The 16,575-nt window shown below is 37.3% G+C and carries 17 protein-coding genes, 2 pseudogenes, 1 riboswitch and 1 other annotated feature; of the genes and pseudogenes, 2 read left to right on the top strand and 17 right to left on the bottom strand.

What is annotated here, in order from left to right; translation table 11 throughout:
- Nucleotides 1–168: 168 nt before the first annotated feature.
- Both B5D12_RS09430 and B5D12_RS10680 read left to right on the top strand, forming a co-directional pair.
- Entirely contained in the window at nt 169–459 is a 291-nt protein-coding gene (locus B5D12_RS09430) for an ATP-binding protein (protein ID WP_159443923.1), read from the top strand.
- Between the two features lie 440 nt (nt 460–899).
- Nucleotides 900–1,115 (top strand): phosphatase PAP2 family protein, encoded by a 216-nt coding sequence (locus B5D12_RS10680; RefSeq protein ID WP_159443922.1) that lies wholly within the window; start codon nt 900–902, stop codon nt 1,113–1,115.
- A gap of 66 nt (nt 1,116–1,181) precedes the next feature.
- On the opposite strand, the gene B5D12_RS09420 is transcribed toward B5D12_RS10680, so the two are convergent.
- From B5D12_RS09420 to B5D12_RS10115, 17 genes and pseudogenes are all read right to left on the bottom strand, one after another.
- Nucleotides 1,182–2,357, bottom strand: coding sequence for a MalY/PatB family protein (locus tag B5D12_RS09420; protein ID WP_078756583.1), 1,176 nt, complete (start codon nt 2,355–2,357; stop codon nt 1,182–1,184).
- Between the two features lie 6 nt (nt 2,358–2,363).
- Nucleotides 2,364–3,467, bottom strand: coding sequence for a PLP-dependent transferase (locus B5D12_RS09415; RefSeq protein WP_078756580.1), 1,104 nt, complete (start codon nt 3,465–3,467; stop codon nt 2,364–2,366).
- A gap of 1 nt (nt 3,468) precedes the next feature.
- On the bottom strand, nt 3,469–4,395 hold the full coding sequence (locus B5D12_RS09410) for a homoserine O-succinyltransferase (protein WP_078756579.1): 927 nt from the start codon (nt 4,393–4,395) through the stop codon (nt 3,469–3,471).
- Nucleotides 4,396–4,465: 70 nt separating this feature from the next.
- Nucleotides 4,466–4,689, bottom strand: a binding site (T-box leader).
- A gap of 109 nt (nt 4,690–4,798) precedes the next feature.
- On the bottom strand, nt 4,799–4,996 hold the full coding sequence (locus B5D12_RS09405; RefSeq protein WP_078756578.1) for a hypothetical protein: 198 nt from the start codon (nt 4,994–4,996) through the stop codon (nt 4,799–4,801).
- Nucleotides 4,997–5,097: 101 nt separating this feature from the next.
- On the bottom strand, nt 5,098–5,619 hold the full coding sequence (locus B5D12_RS09400) for a zeta toxin family protein (protein WP_078756577.1): 522 nt from the start codon (nt 5,617–5,619) through the stop codon (nt 5,098–5,100).
- 296 nt (nt 5,620–5,915) lie between these two features.
- Nucleotides 5,916–7,115 (bottom strand): AlbA family DNA-binding domain-containing protein, encoded by a 1,200-nt coding sequence (locus B5D12_RS09395; RefSeq protein WP_078756576.1) that lies wholly within the window; start codon nt 7,113–7,115, stop codon nt 5,916–5,918.
- A 276-nt stretch (nt 7,116–7,391) separates the two neighbouring features.
- Nucleotides 7,392–7,553 (bottom strand): SWIB-MDM2 domain-containing protein, encoded by a 162-nt coding sequence (locus tag B5D12_RS10305; RefSeq protein WP_200803026.1) that lies wholly within the window; start codon nt 7,551–7,553, stop codon nt 7,392–7,394.
- Nucleotides 7,554–7,832: 279 nt separating this feature from the next.
- Nucleotides 7,833–7,930, top strand: a riboswitch (SAM riboswitch).
- A 222-nt stretch (nt 7,931–8,152) separates the two neighbouring features.
- Nucleotides 8,153–9,010: an LEM-3-like GIY-YIG domain-containing protein gene (locus B5D12_RS09390; protein ID WP_078756575.1), complete on the bottom strand. Its 858-nt coding sequence runs from the start codon at nt 9,008–9,010 to the stop codon at nt 8,153–8,155.
- A 61-nt stretch (nt 9,011–9,071) separates the two neighbouring features.
- A complete protein-coding gene (locus B5D12_RS10510) occupies nt 9,072–10,487 on the bottom strand; it encodes a hypothetical protein (RefSeq protein WP_234982960.1) in 1,416 nt (471 codons plus the stop codon).
- Between the two features lie 120 nt (nt 10,488–10,607).
- Nucleotides 10,608–10,688, bottom strand: a pseudogene (locus B5D12_RS10735) (ADP-ribosylglycohydrolase); the annotation flags it as partial.
- A 450-nt stretch (nt 10,689–11,138) separates the two neighbouring features.
- Nucleotides 11,139–12,458, bottom strand: coding sequence for a topoisomerase IV (locus tag B5D12_RS09375; protein WP_078756574.1), 1,320 nt, complete (start codon nt 12,456–12,458; stop codon nt 11,139–11,141).
- A gap of 2 nt (nt 12,459–12,460) precedes the next feature.
- Nucleotides 12,461–12,826, bottom strand: a complete 366-nt coding sequence (locus B5D12_RS10300; protein WP_078756573.1) for a hypothetical protein — start codon at nt 12,824–12,826, stop codon at nt 12,461–12,463.
- 488 nt (nt 12,827–13,314) lie between these two features.
- Nucleotides 13,315–14,124, bottom strand: a complete 810-nt coding sequence (locus B5D12_RS09365) for an ANT(9) family aminoglycoside nucleotidyltransferase Spw (protein WP_002294509.1) — start codon at nt 14,122–14,124, stop codon at nt 13,315–13,317.
- Between the two features lie 131 nt (nt 14,125–14,255).
- Nucleotides 14,256–14,783, bottom strand: a complete 528-nt coding sequence (locus B5D12_RS09360) for a phosphoribosyltransferase family protein (RefSeq protein WP_002294507.1) — start codon at nt 14,781–14,783, stop codon at nt 14,256–14,258.
- Between the two features lie 43 nt (nt 14,784–14,826).
- Nucleotides 14,827–15,690, bottom strand: a complete 864-nt coding sequence (locus tag B5D12_RS09355) for an aminoglycoside nucleotidyltransferase ANT(6)-Ia (protein ID WP_002294505.1) — start codon at nt 15,688–15,690, stop codon at nt 14,827–14,829.
- A 32-nt stretch (nt 15,691–15,722) separates the two neighbouring features.
- Nucleotides 15,723–16,457: a class I SAM-dependent methyltransferase gene (locus B5D12_RS09350; protein ID WP_000662263.1), complete on the bottom strand. Its 735-nt coding sequence runs from the start codon at nt 16,455–16,457 to the stop codon at nt 15,723–15,725.
- A pseudogene (locus B5D12_RS10115) lies at nt 16,438–16,575 on the bottom strand (nucleotidyltransferase domain-containing protein); the annotation flags it as partial. The pseudogene B5D12_RS10115 and the gene B5D12_RS09350, both read right to left, overlap by 20 nt.

The raw sequence follows: 16,575 nt of genomic DNA, 5'->3' as shown, positions 1-16,575 counted from the left end.
CTGCGTCTTAATGACTTGCTTGAGACCTACTCAACTGTGCGGGGGTGGACAGACAAAGCGAAAATCATTTGATTTTCTACTTTTGGTCCACTCCCAACTGTGCGGGGGTGAATAGACGAAGCGAAAATAATTGAATTTTCTACTTCTGGTTCACTCCCAATCCATTCATTGAGGACGGCTAATCAGGAAGGGACATTTGAAAGAAAAATAAAGTTATTCTTCAAATATAAGTTACTAGTGATTGATGTAGTAGGATTTAATGAAATAAGTCCACTTGAAGCAAAATTATTCTTTCAATTAATTGATATGCGATATACAAAGTGCTCCACGATCTTCACGAGTAACTTAACTTTCGATAAATGGCATACCATTATGGGACAAGACGAGATGTTAACAAAGGCGATTATCGATTGTATTTTACATCATTCTTTTCTCATTAATATAACAGGGCCTTCTTAACGAATTAAAGACAAACTTTCCCCACGAAAAAGTGGGGAATCTTAAGTGAGACAAATCGGGATTTTTAAGCTGACTTTTATGGTTGGTATATATTGGATGCCAATTCGCTGCAACACATGGACAATATCACTAGCTTAGCGGCTTATGGCATACGAACTCAAGGGCTTAACGCCTTTTTCTTCGCAGTAACCCGCCTAGCGAACCCAGTCTTTTCGTTTGTTATGATCGCTTTAACCAGCCTACTTCCGATATGCTAAGCGGGGGCTGAGTTTGTGGTTCCTTTTGGCCAATGCCATTGGAAGCTTAGGAATTAATCCGTTAGTCAAAAGCATTATCCAACGTCAGCGACCTGAAAAGGCCATGCGCCTAGTCATAGAGAAGACTTACTCCTTCCCAAATGGCCATGCCTTTGCTTCTATGATGCTCTATGGGGTGTCATTTTGATACTGTGGGTTAGTTGTAAAGCCAGTGGCAAACGCCATTTGGCGACCTTCAGCTTACGACTTATTATCTTAGTCATTGGTTGCAGTCGCATCTATCTAGGCGTCCATTACTTGAGTGATATTCTAGCCGGTTATTCGCTAAGACTCAGTTGGTTGATCCTGTCATACGGTCTATTTGGACCGAATCCATCCAGTCAGACTCAACTTCCTTAATACATGACAAAATAAGCCCTAGCACTTGTGTTAAGAAAGTGATAGGGCTATTTATTATTGATTTGTCTAGTTAAGATGTCTAATAATCTGGTCCACTGCCTGCTGAATATAGTCCGGCTTGGTGGCTAAATTCAGGCGGATAAAGCCGACATAATTCTCACCGAACCACTCTCCATAATCAACTGCCAACCCACATCGGTCTTGGATGAAGGTTTTTACTTCAGAAGGATCAATAACTTGCCTCAAGTCAATGAAGACTAAGTAACTGCCTTCTAAGGGCGAAACAATAACTTCAGGCGCCCTTTGTTCAAAGGCCGTCAACACTTCCCGATAATTGTGATAGATCACTTCCTTAACACCATCCAACCAAGCTTGCCCGGCTTGAAAGGCCGCTTCCGTTGCCAACATCCCCATGAGGTTGGGCTCGGTCTGAAAGATTGTCTTAGCAAAAGCATCATATTGATGCCGTAAGCTAGCTTCACTAATAATAATGTGACAATGAGTTAAACCCGCAATGTTAAAGCTTTTGGATGCAGAATTCAAAGTAATGGTCTGGTCTCGGTAACGACCACCTTCTAAGACTGCCGTCGGTATATGATGGTGGCCGTAAGTAAAGTCTTGATGGATCTCATCTGATATTACTAGGACTTTGTGCTTGCGACAGATTTCTAGAAGACGAACTGATTCTTCTTCAGTCCAGACCCGGCCAACAGGGTTGTGAGGCGAACAATGTAAGTACATCTTCACCTGATGTTGAATAACGGCTTCTTCGAATCGGTCAAAGTCAATGGTGAAATAACCATTTTCATTCTTCAAGTCAACATTGATGAGCTGGCGCCCACTATCACGAATCGCATTGGCAAAAGGATAGTAGACGGGCGTCTGGATAAGAATCGCATCATCTTCTGCAGTAAAGGCATGAATGAGGTGGTAGATGGCTTGAACAACCCCCGTCGAAAAGCGCAGCCAGTCTTTCTCAATCTCAAAGTTATAATGACGGCTTAACCACTGGCTCAAAGCCTCGTAATAAGTCGATGTCGCGTAACTATAACCATAGACCCCATGTTGGACCCGATCAGCTAGAACTTGGGTAATGGCTGGGCTGACTTTGAAGTCCATATCGGCTACCCACAAGGGCAAGAGGTCTGGGTTACCGAAGCGTTCTTCCAGCAAATCCCATTTCAAAGATTGGCTATCTTGCCGCTCTACATAATAATCCCTTACAAATTCTTCAATTGTCATCATCCATCACCCTTCCACAGCGTCCAGAGCAGCTTTAATATCTTGAATTAAATCTTTTGGATCTTCTAGTCCAATAGACAGACGTAATAAGTCCGGTGTTAGACCATAAGATTCGCGAAGGTCTTCCGGAATATCCGCATGAGTCTGGGTCGTTGGGTAAGTAATGAGACTTTCAACCCCACCTAGACTCTCAGCATAAGTAAAGACCTTGAGCGCTTCTAAGAAAGGCCCCACAAACTCTTCACTGGCTAGGCGAATACTGATCATGGCCCCTTGACCGGCGTATAAGGTCGATTGGATTCGGTCTTCATCTTCTAACCAATTAACGAGTTCACGGGCGGTTGCTTCTTGGCGGTCGAAGCGAACGGCTAATGTCTTCAGACTTCTTATGAAGAGCCAACAATCAAAGGGTGATAATGTCGGACCCGTTGTGTTCGATAGCCAATATAACTTCTCGCCTAATTCGGCTGTCTTAGCAACGACCACACCCGCTAAGATGTCATTATGACCTGTTAAGAATTTCGTTCCTGAATGAATTACCAAGTCTGCCCCTAGGTCCAAAGGCTTCTGGCGTAGGGGAGTTAGCAAAGTATTGTCTACAATTAGTAAGGCTTGGGCCTCTTTAGATACTTTCGCAATAGACACAATATCCACTTCACGCATCAATGGATTCGTCGGCGTCTCGATAAAGATTCCATCCACCTTATCATAAGCTACCACTAAGTCCGCTAATTCTTCTTCCGTATCAAAATAGGCAAAAGACGCTAAGCCTAATTCTTCCAAATGGTCAAAGTAGCGGAAACTTCCTCCATATAAATCTCTTGAGACGAAAATCACTGCCCCTGGCTTGAACAGCTGAAAGACAAGTTGTAAGGCACTCATACCTGAGCTGGTCACTATCGCTTGGACTCCCCCTTCCAAAATAGCCAAGCCTTCTTCTAATGTATCCCGCGTCGGATTCTTCGTCCGGCTGTAGTCATAACCAGTACTTTGTCCCAGACCCGGATGGGCAAAGGTCGTTGATAAGTGAATAGGTGATGAGACAGACCCTGTCACCGGGTCCTTGCGGTTACCTAATTGAACTAACTGTGTGAATATACTGTGTGTCATCTTAATTTTCCTCCTTTAATAAGTCTGTTAAGTCGTAGTAAGTATTTTGGTAAACTTCATTCAACCAATTGTTATAAAATAAATGAGCATAACTGCGCCAACTGAAGACCGGCTTGCCGCCTTGCTCGCCTGCTGGATAATAATTCTCAGGGGCTTGAATTATTTTATTGGCTGCCAAGTCACGTTGGTATTCATCCTCTAAGGTCGTCCGGTCGTACTCTAAGTGGCCTAGCAAGTAGACGTCCCGTCCCGACCGACTGGCAATCATATCCGGCCCATAGATTGGGTGACTGGATAGGATTGCCAAGTCTTCAGTCGCCTTGATCTTGTGGCCATCAATGGTCGTATGCCGCGATTGAGGAACTTGGTAACTATCATTGAAGCCTCTTAGTAAAGGATGGCTAGGGGCTTGGACTTGGTAATCAAAGATGCCGAACAATTTCTGGTCTAACTTCACATTGTTAATGCCGTAATCGTGGTAGAGACCGTATTGAGCACCCCAACAAATATAGACCTTGGCAAATACATTGCGCTTGGACCATGCTAATATACGGTCTAGCTCCTGAATATAACTCACTTCTCTATAAGCAAGGTGTTCTACCGGCGCCCCAGTTATGATTAAGCCATCATATTGCTGGTCTTTGATTTGTTCATAAGTCTTGTAGAACTCTTTCAAATAACTCCGCGGTGTATGTGACGCTTCGTAAGTTTGGGTATAGACAAAGTCCACCTCGATTTGTAGAGGGGTGTTACCTAACAAGCGGAGCAATTGTAATTCCGTACTTTCTTTCTTAGGCATTAAGTTCAATATCAATATCTTCAATGGCCGGATATCTTGACTCCGTGCCCGGTGTTCATCTATCGCGACAATTCCTTCTTCTTTCAATTGCTTACGGATCGGTAATCCTGGCGCAAGCTTTATTGGCATGCTTTCTTTCTCCTTCCATTATTGAAAAATAAAAACAAAAAAATCGCCCCCAATTAGTTACACATAACTAATTAGGGACGATTATTCACCGTGTTACCACCCATCTTTACGCCAGTAATTATGACGCCTCAAAACATCAATCAATGTTGGCAAGCTATCGGTTGCGACCGTTAGTGAAGCTTTCACCTCACTAATACTCTGAGTTCATCTTCACCAACCGTCACTGTACCCTTTTCCACCAGCCGGGCTCTCTGAAACAGTTATCTTGGCTACTCTTCTCTTCATCGTAATTTTTATTCATCGTTTTTTAATCTTTCTTATTATTAATTAATATTTTATTGAAAGCTCAGTGAAAAGTCAACCATAATTGGAAATGGTCTCGGGCAATTTCCTAGAAAGAGTACTAATTCTTTGCTTGGGCGTTCAACCATTCATAGAAGTTCACGCCTTCTTCATTGGCAACTTCGTCGTTATATAGGTAGATCCATGACCAGTGTCCTAGATATTCATAGGGATTGCCGTCTGCATCAACGAATTGACCACTCGTATCCATCACATTATCAAAGGTCGTCAATTCAACATTCTCATGACCGGCTTCCACTAATCGATCGTATAAGTCGCCTGCTGTTGGTTGGACGGGAACAAGTCCATAGCCTTTTTGTAATTGAGTCGTTTGTGGGAATATGTCTGTGGAATTGAAATTTATCTCTCTAAATCAATATCTATCTTGTACTCGTCATCAATAAGTATATAATTAACTTCGTGTGCGATGGCGTGTTCCAAAACTTGCCTATTATCTTCTATCACTGAATCCAAAGTACAAAAATCATCATCAAAACGACTTTCGATTATACTTGCATAGCTTTTTATATCTGCAAAATTATTTCTAATATAATCCTCACTCATTACAAGACAATAATATTTGATACTATCAAGATACTCTTTTTCAAAATCTTTCGCCCAATCAAATGGAATATAACAGCCTTCCACAATCAAATTCTGCTTATTTTCTATTGCTGTCTTAATCATTTCACGAACAATCGCCCACAAATATGCTGTTAAATCTGAATCATCACTTGTTGGGGTAAGTTCCGTGTTGCCACTTCTTATTAAACCCATCTTCAAATGGTCTATTGAAAAATATGGATATTTATATTTTTCAAGCAGCTTCTGTGACAATGCTGTTTTTCCTGTATGTGAAGCTCCTGCTATCAAAATAATCATAATCTAACCTCCCTGTAAAATTCAAATTTCCCGTTTACTCTTCTCTAACTTTCTCTTCCAACTCAAGTAAATATCTGTCATAGTCAGACATAAACAGCCTGTCCTGTCCATTTTCGGAACTGCACTGCACGTTCATTATTTACTTTGATATCAAATATACTTATCTCCAGTTGAATGCTTATTTTCGAATCAGGCTGACAATACATTCAACATGTGTCGTGGTTAAGCTATGTATGAAAAATGGTATGTGGAATATGGTGATTTACTGAAATTCGATTTTTTTTAATTAATTTTCTTTAAAAAACATTTGGATTGGGAATGCCATCATTACTATAAAGTGAAGTATAATCATATCCAAAAGTATGAGCGAGATTCGTTAATAGCGGGAAAAGCGCCTCTCCTAAAGATGCCTCTTCATCAATATACGCAGGTACTATTTTGATTACCGTTTGAGTAATCGGCCCACTTGGTGTTGAATCACCGAAACTATTACCAACAGCCGTTTTATTATTCAAATTTAATAATGTTACAAGTATATTGTAGGGTTTTGGTAGTTCATGATCAGATAATGATTCAATGAAGTCTCTAATTTTTTCTACTAGCAGTACTTCCATTCTATCCCATCTATATATTCTCGTCTCATCATCTCCATGAGATGTAGGAGCATTCATCATTCTTCTTTCTACACACTCTAAGGAACCGTTATAAAATACTTGCGTATATGAGTCAATAGCACCGGTCTGGTCGCCATAAAAAATTCTTAATCCATCATAGTTAAAATTTGACCATCCTCTTCTCATCTTTGAATTGAAATCTCTAGGAGGAGAAAATACATCAATTTTGTAGTCTTCCTTAAACTCCTTTAAATTCACATAACTATTCAACCCCATACTCCAATCGGGAATAATATGTAAAACCAATAGGCTATCATTTTCAAGCGGCCCCATAACCTCACCTGATAGAATTTTTGAAATTCTTTCATTTTTAAAGTTTAGTACCCTTGATTGAATAATATCTCGTTCGTGAAAAGCAGAACGTAATTCTTCTAACCTCATAGAATTGATTGTGTTTCCATACCTAATAAAAAATGAATCTTTATTTCCATCATCAAATGCATGAGGTTTCATTATACTTTTCGGAATTGAAATTGATATTAGATTCTTCCCTTCATAATTGTGCAACTTCAAATCAATTCCATGAATGACTGGTTTAACTTTAGCTGAAATAAATTGTCTAAAAGATTGTTGCCAAGTTTCAAAAGTTGCATTATCGACACCAATATCAATAACATCATTTGGGTTATGTTTTTCGTCTTCTGAAATACCAATTATAATTGTACCGCCATCTGAGTTTGCAAAAGCAATTATCTCTTTTACTAAATTATTTTTACTTTTTTCTACTAATCGATTAAATTTTCCATCTTCAAATACATATTGTTTAAATTCTAATTTTTGCCCCTCAGGTATGTTGTTTTCAATAATGTTGATAATTTCCATTAATAACTCCTTATCAGTAATAATTAATATTATATTAGAAAATACTCTTTGCCTAACTGCTAGATATATCAATCAAATTATTTATACAAATTATTTCTAGACAAAATAAGATATCGATTTCTTTATTAGCATCTTAATCCTTGAGTAGTCTATTAAATTTCTCTGATGTTTTCAAATCATTTATGAAAATAAAAAGGTGGCTGCAATAAGATTAGCTCTCTTACATTCCACCTTTAATGTTATGGTTAATTGCAATTCTAAGGATAATAAATTTCCTTATTTTTTTCTCTTTTTGGCAGAAGTTGTTAAATCCATCATTTTTTTAAAATAAGTATCTCCATCAATTTTCTCTTTATTATAAGAATCCATCAGTTTATCAATATTCTTCTTTATTTTTTTTCGTTCTTTATCTTCTTTTGATCTACCAAATAATCCCATTTTTATCCCTCCAGAATAGTTATGATATCATTACTTATATTTCAATACAGTTAATCCATTTTTCTTCTTTTTGCACATAGTTTTCTAAAGTGTTCTATGAATCTAAATACTTATTTTACTTAAACGATCGATTGAGATAAGAATATCTTCATCCCCATTCCTTTCATAAATTTACATTTGTAATTATTAATATTGTACCAAAGAAAACTTATTTTATCATTATAGGAGTTTGTTTTCGAAAACTTTTTATGCTATTATCCTAATACAATTAAAAACCACAACTTATCCAGAGTAAGCAGAGGGAATTGGCCCGATGAAGCTTCAGCAACCTACCATTGGCAAGGTGCTAAATCCAACTCGAAAGAGAAAGATGAGTCTAACCCAGTTATTTGGCACGACGAATCTCGTTATTCTAGCTCAAATTTCGCACAGAAATATACCCTCGATATGTTTCCACGTACACATATCGAGGGCTTAGGTCGAGTAGACAGATTCACTTTCATTTTATAAAACCTAGTATCTTCAAAGCTTTCCGGACTTTATTTTCTAGACATCAACACCACACACTCCACATGTCTTGTTGGGCATGTAATGATTGATTATAGTGTGTTGGAAATGTGGTTTGAATGATTATTAATATAAACTATTGACTGACCACTACCAAATTTTAAATCATATATAGCCCTTTGATATACCCCTAAAGCTTTCATTATATTTTCACTCTTTGAATTTGAGTGAAAACAAAAACGTTGTCGACCCTTTTCATCAATACCTGGTTCAAACCCTGTCACTTCATAAGCAGAAACCACTGTATTATTTATCCCCGTATTGATTCCTAAAATATATTTAACTTTTTCAGCTTTATCTTTCGCAACTCTCCAAGTCCCTAACGTTCTAGATTTAAGATTATAGTCATCTCTATCATAAAAAGGGTAATCATAAGTTTCATCCTTATCTAACTGGAGGGAGTCTGTTATCTTGACAGCAAGTATAAGTTCGTCAGTTTGTAATTCAGTTATGGACATTGGGATACTTCCAAACTGTCTTTCCAAATCGCCCACTTCAGTTCCCCGGACTCCATGACCATTTACTTTATTTGTTAGGTTTCGAGGCGAAAAAATGTTAAATAAATTTATTAAAGTGTTTTCGCTCGCAAACGCTTCTCGTTCTGATAACCAGTAATTTAAAATTACTTTTTTTATTGGAAATCCTTCTGCCTTAATAGCTCTGATTTTGTTAATTTTTAAGTCTTCAGTTTTATCTTCACTTTCTAATAGCAGTTCTAATTTTTTATTAAAGGCAGCTTTCTCATGATTAAAGACACGATTCCCTTTTCCTTTACCGATGTAGAATATCTCTTCCTCATCATTCCTAGTATCAACTAAACAATAGATGTAGAACTCCTTACCTTTGTTTCTATTTAAATAAGAGAGCACTCTATCTGAAAAATTCTCCATTACATTCTCCCCATTAATATTTTTAATTTTGTTGTAGATAATTACACACTTGCATTTTTAATTACTGAAACAACGGATACTCGAATTCACCTATATTGGATTTTATAATTTCAAGTAATTCAGGATTATCATTTTCAATTTCATAATGAATATGACTATCTACTACGTCTCTAATTGGTGTGAGATTCTTTAATTGATCATTCGTTGTCATCACAATTACCTTTGTTGATACTGTATTTTTTATGTCATTCAAGAGGCTTTTTAAGTGTTTTTCTTTCCCCTTCATCAGGACTGTCTCAACAGGAAAATACAAAACAAAGTCAACATTTTTACCAATATTAGCTGGATTTTTAGAATGAATATATTTTGAAAATCTTACTTTCATACCACCTAAATCATAAGTATCACTACTATTCACCTTCTGGGGAAGTTCAGGGTTACCAAATGCATGATTTATTATTTCTGCTATTGCACCCAATTCAGAGCAATAAATAATACCTGATTTAAATTGTTGTGATAATATTTTTAGCACCGTTCTAATTTTCTCATCATCGTCAAGTCCAGTAATTAGTGTTTTATGCTCTGAGCTTCGTAAAAAGCCCCTAAAATTTTTCACAAATTCTTGCCTATCTAGCACTCCATTATCTCCTAACCAGGTTGGATACCCTATAATTTCTTGATCCACTATTTTAATTGTTTCTTCTGTTATCTGATTCACATTTAAGCGATGAACGGTATTTTTCCGAGGATTATAAATACCTAAGTAACAAACACTTTGAAACTCGGTCTGGACTGTCCTCAAACCCATTCGCCAATAAACTAATAACTGTAACGTGTGATTTTTGCTAATGTCTCCTTTTAATACTTTTAAATCCCATAAAGTGTCTTCTGTCAAGAAGTCACCATCTCCAGATGCAATATTTCTAGTATAAGCCCCTTCAAAATCAAAACCATCTAAAGTCACAGGACCATAAATTTTAAAGAATTCGAGTGTCCGTTGAATCATTATTCGAACATTCTCGATAGTATTTTGATCCGGTTTAATCTCATCTACCGGTGTATAACCAAATCCACCATTTCGATAAACTACATCATAACCACTAAGCTTTATAGCACTCTTAATAGACTCATCGTCTAACCCAGTAATACGCTTTTTTAATTTATTAGCGGTTCTGATTCTATTCTTTATTTTGGCCCCCAGTAAACTAATTTTAAACGCCTCATCAACTGGACTACCCATCATAAATCTCGCCATGTAGTCAACTGCCATACCAATCAAGCTCGCATGAACATTTTCATTTTCATGAAGCGTTTCTTGACCATCTCCCAGACAGACCTCATCAAAATCAACACGCTTGAGGTAGCCTCCCCAAGGTTGCTTTACCCCTTTTACTCTTTGAGTTACAGAAAGTTGTGGCCCATTCTTTTTCACATCTTCAATTAATTTATCAATTATAGTTTTTAATATATCATCCATGCTCCAACCTCTTTTCTTAATGAAGTGGGTACACTTAGTAAGTTAGCCATTACAGTGACTAATAATATTCTTTTAACTCCTCAAAAGTAATTCCTAGTCTTACTTGACAGGGGGCAGTTCAAACAGCGGGAAGTCTTTAGTTTTTATATTATGCCATTCATAAACTGAGCCAACGATATCTCCTATAATCGCACCAAGCATTATTTGCGACTTCCTCGCCGCTTCATATCTTTGCGGATTTCCTCAAAGCAAGTTTCATCAACCGTTCCCGACTCGCGAAATGTCGCAACAGCACTTGCCATACCCTTAAAGTTCAGTTTCGTACCTTCGCTATCAGCAAGGTAGTCAACCGCTTTGTCAGTAATCGGGCTGACTGCCTTAATGTCAATACGGTCATGAAGCAGTTCATAATTGTTATCAAACAACACAGTTGTAATGTAGCACTCACCACTATTGCCTTCTGCTTTGCGAGCATTGAATTGTAACCACCAATAGTGTCAACTTACAGTCCGCTCATTGAGCCGCTTTTGTTGAGTATAAATACCAGTTCAGTTAATCCCTTTTTCATTTTGGTAGCCTCCTAGGATTTATTATAATCTTAGAATACTACTTTACTTGAGACCGGCGGTCGCTTCAGAAGCGACAAATGATTTACTCGCTTGATTCTTGGATACTGGTGGAGGAAGCGTGCAGATAGTAAAATTTGTTGTCTTTTATTATGATTTGCACATCATCATCGTAGATTTGTTTCTGTCCGGGTGGACTTTCAGCGATGTTTGTTGCTTGAGTGCTTATTTGGTTTACGAAGCTTTGTCTTAGTTCGTTATATTTAAATTTATCATCAAACAAGCCTGGTATCGAGGAAACAACGGCTTCAAACCCAGCCTTAGATATACGCTCTTTTTTTAAATCAATACGCAGTGATTTGACCTGCCTATCATGCCATTGTCCAAGGAGATTTCTTGTTTGCACAGACAGTTCAAGATACTTATTAAACGTAGAATAGCTTCTCTCAGTTGAGATAGAACCTTTCCCTAATAAGTACGTCAACTTGCTGATTTCCTCCAGAACCGTGACCAGAGCATTCTGATACCCCACCAGTTTTTGAAAATCATCAACTTTAGATTGATACTCTTTATAATCCGGATCAGGTGTCTTTTGAGTAATATCAGATATTGTAATGTTTACTTGGCCGAGCAGTTCAGTAGCTGTAGCTTTCAAATTCTCTATGGCAGAAAGTTTGAGTGCTCGCTGATCATCACTCTCCATAATTTCAGAACTAAATTGTGATATTTCTCCAACAAGAGTAATTACAGACATTATTCGGCTCTTAAACTCCCTGTCCTGAAAGTCACCGATTTTGTCGAGGCTCTTCGTCATAGTCTCCAGTTTGCAGCTAATCTCGGACATATAGTATTGTCCGACCACCAAAGAACCGATATTCATCACATTTGCCACACTATTAGCAACAGTAGTAGTTTTTGTGACTTTGCTCATATCAACTTTGGTTAGGTTTGCTTGCGCCGCTACGCCCTTACCGCCATGAATATAACCTCTTGCAGCACCTGCAACTTCTTTCGATTTTGTGAGTTGTGAAAACGGAATATCCATTTTTATTAACTCTGTACCTTTTAGGGAGTTCATGGCGTTGTTTGCCATCAATCTCGTCCCAGTTTGCGATGTGAAAGGTATTAATTCTGAAACCCGAGAAATAACTGTGCTATCTGTAATTTCAAATAGACTCTTTTTGTCTATCCGAATTGTCGCAGGCAGAACTTCAATCGGTATGACAATTTCGCTACCCTGAACATCTCCACCCGTTACAAGACCCTTCGACTTAATTGAATCGGTCTGTTTTGTGCTTACATGATTGTTTCCGTTGGGATTAGATTTTTTATGCAAGAAAATAACTCCTCCAATAATTAAAGCGAGTGCTATTATGGGCAATACAATAATTAGAAAATAATCCATAATCAGCACCCTCCCAACAGTGGCTGGTCGTAATCAAACAGCACCTCATTTATCTCAAAAACATCGTATTTGCTGTTTGTAATGAAATACTCAACGATAACATCGAACTTTACCGCGTGGGAAAGCGCATATCCCGCTCGTTCCAAAAGGTCGTCGGTTTCGTCAACAGAACGTTGCTCTGTTTCATCGTTAATACCAAAAAGAAAATAAATTCCCGTTTGTTTTAAATGAGCCCTTTCCGAAATCTCTTCAAATGAATTTCTAGGTATTTTATAAGCGACACCCGTCCAGTTTGATAAAGTACACTTGATTGGCCCCGTTGAAGTGCCATTAATGAAATAAAGATTAATATTTATTCCTTGACGCATATTAGCCCTCCTATTCTCATAACTATTACATTGTATCCAGTCGACCTGTTTCTCAGATTACCTCTACTTTACTGTTAAAATTTTTTTGCTACTATTTGCTATCTTCTAGGTAAAAAACGAGGTCACTAGACATCTATTAAACACCTATAACCCCGTCCTTATCCAGTTTATCACCTAATTTTTTCAATCAATGCCACACAGTCTGCTGGTCGCTGTCTCGAATCATTTTCTCATTTCATTCGTCATTCTACGACAGCTATCACACAGGTCTTCGTAATTGCTTACTGAATCACATCGTCTCTTTTTCAAGCAACACCACACACTCCGTATGGCTCGAGTTGATGGCATTGATGTCTTAAGCTGATTTTTAACCCTTTCGTTCGCGGGAACGTATCAACGGTATTTTGATTATTTTTTAAGAAACTGATATATGGGGGAACATATCGAAGCAATCAATAATGCACATTAACAACTAGTCTTTGTTATATTTAAACTATTCGAAAAGGTAATTGGATATTAAGGGAAGACTCTATAGACTTTTTCATATGATTAACGAGTTCAGCCACCTCAGATTCCATTCCTTCCCACTTGTCAACACACTCTCCTAAATAAGCCTCTCTCGCTTTGTTGAGTAAAGTAGCATGCTCATCGGGTAATTGAGGTATCGCCCATTCAGCTGCCAGATCTTTTGAGCGAATTTCACCAGTAGATGCTGTCAGCCACATTCTGGCTAAAGTTAAAATCACATTGCGTTCGTCACCGTTAATGCTAGCTATCAACCCGGGCAACGATTCTTTAATTGCTTTTCGAATATCTGTCATTGGCACAGGCTCAATTACTTCTGTTGCCTTTGGTCCCAAAAGGTTAATACTATTTTTTCTTAGTTGTGCTAAAAGTATTGCTAAATCCGGATCATAAGTCGACTCAGGAATTTCTCCCTTTTCAAACTGCTCTCTTAGCCACTCGCCATACATAAATTCATATTTGGGGGGGAAATGCCAAGGGACAATATCCTTTTGATTTATGACCGTAACTTCAAGAGGCCTCATATCTTTTATGTTTCCTATTTTCCCAGATATAAGCATTAACCTATTTGTAAGATTCCTTCGAGTTTTTTCAGATAAACTTTGATTTGTTATTACCAAAATATCTACATCGCTATTCATACGTAAACCACCCATTACTGCCGAACCATACAAATACACCCCAATTAACATATTATCAAGTAGTTCCGCTATAGTTTTTAATGCTTGAATTGCTTCTTTCGGAATTTTTTTGTTACTTAAATCTATACTCAACTTCGATCTCCTTTCGTCTGAAAACTGTTTTTTAACGCCTCTTAAAATTTATAAAAAAAGAGTAAACATCTTTCGTTGTATTGTAAATTAACGCCATCCAAAATTTTGATTCAAGATTTTCTTTCGGTTTATTATATGTTTGAGCCAATATAAGCTACAAAACTGCTGTCTATCCATTTTTGAGTAACCTCATTTATATCAATCCCAATAGTAGCCAACCCAATAATGCTGCAATCCAATTTCTCTAACAAAGCTATTAAAGCCTTCATTTGAGAACCTGTCTCTATCCAATCATCTACAATCAAAACTCTTTTGTTCCTCACAATAGAACTCTTAGATATTTCAAAGCTTTTATCTTGACCTGAATAGTCGGTAAAATGTGTCGAAATAATCTCTTCTTTTGCGTATGGCAGCTTATCACCTTTTCTTACTCCAATAAACCCCACTCCAAGTTCTTTGGCTATGGCAGTGCCTAGTATCCATCCAATTGCTTCTGGGGCAGCCACATAATCTACTTTATTTTGAAAATCCAATGATAGTACTTTTACAATTTTATCAAAAACGGTTTTATGTGTAAAAATAGTTAGTAAATCATATTTTCCAATTGAGTTACGAGGTAATATACCTCTAATTTCATTTATAACATCAGTACTTTCCATACATTTACACCCCTTGCTTATGGTTAATAATCTTTGCTAATCTTTAAAAATAGTCATTTTCAACATATTTTTTATACATGTCCTCGGTATATCTTGTTATGTTCTTACCATACTCTGGATAATCAAACCCCAGTAGTTCTGCTACCTCTTTGGACACTTCCCTGAACAATTGGTGGCATATAAATAATGACTTCCAAATATTTTCATAGGAATCCATGCGATATGTAGATAATAATCTATTCCATAGATCTTCATCAATGTATTTGTTAATATACTTATAATTTTTCCCAACACTTAATGAAAATTCTGTCTTTATCCCAACCTTCCACGACATCATCCTAAGTAGTTCAAACCGTAGAATCTGGTTCAGATGATCGATTGCAAACAGTATCTCTTTGCGGCACAATCCTTTAATAACATAAGGTGTTACATTCCAAAATTCATTGCAGCAATCATCATACTCCCTTGCGCTTGGCTTTCTTACATGATAATCTATATCAGTCGGAACTATGTCCCTTTTAATTCTACAATCTTTATCAATTAGAACCTTTATTAATTTATCGCCCTTTAGGTAATTATCTAACTCTTCCAAGGGCAATAAGGTAAGATCAATTTTATTGTAATCATCAAATAGCATAAGATAGGAAAATCCCTTTTCTTCAGGTGGGAATAATTCCATATCCTCCGGCTTTTGCATCATTATTATATTCCCAAATTGATTAAGCCAGTCATCATTAGATATAAACGGTTCTATATCACTTACAAAATATGTAATATCATAATCCTGAAATTCATCTTTAGGTATATTAATATTTGCGCGTGACCCCTCAAGGGTCACAATTCGAATACGTTCATCCTGTTCTGCTAAAGAAAGTACTAAATCCATCATTTCTTTTTCTGATCTCATTTACATACTCCTCGTTTATTTTTTCTATATTATTACATCTTCTTTTTTGCCGATACAATCAGCATCATTGGGCGTCGCATTTCATCCGCCATCCCCGGAATATCCATCATGTTCTCTGGCGGCTGTGGCTCCACAATCTGATTTATTATAAAACTATTTGAAAGCAGTGTATTTAGATATGTGGTCAGTGTTCTATGATATTTTGTAACCTTTTCTTCCAAAAACATAGCTGTCCGTTTGCCCTCATAATAATAATTGTCCACCGGGAAATGCAGTATTTCTCCTTTTTCGTTATAATACCAGTCTTGTGTTCCATGAGCAGTAAAAACAGGATGTTCAACTGTAAAAACTAAATTGCCACCAGCCTTCAGCATCCTATATATCTTTTTTATTAAATTCTCATAGTCTGCTACATAATGAAACGCAAGCGAACTTAGTATTACATCAAAGCTCTCCTCTGGGAAATCCACATCTTCTATGGCACAGCATTCATATTCAATCTGTGGAAAATGGGTTTTTCCTTTTGCTACTTCGAGCATTTTATGAGAAATATCAACACCTACTACAGAGGAAGCACCGTTTTCCATCGCATATATACAGTGCCATCCATAGCCGCATCCTAAATCAAGCACACGCTTACCCTTAAAATCAGGTAGCATCTTTTTCAAAGTCTCCCATTCTCCCGCCCCAGCCAGTCCTTTCTGCGAGCGACTCATTTGACTGTATTTTTGAAAAAATATATTATCATCATATTTGTTTTCTTTCATCTGAACTCTCCTCGTTTAAAAAGTTATTTATCTCCGATACAATTTCATTCACTTCATTATAAAGCTTCTCGGTCATGTCGTAGCATTCAAAAAGTGAGATACCGAGTACTTCAAAAAT

The organism is Globicatella sulfidifaciens DSM 15739, from assembly GCF_900167405.1.
Classification (GTDB): Bacteria; Bacillota; Bacilli; order Lactobacillales; family Aerococcaceae; genus Globicatella; species Globicatella sulfidifaciens.
The sequence above is the reverse complement of the archived record's forward strand: the minus strand, read 5'-3'. Positions and strand labels throughout refer to the sequence as shown.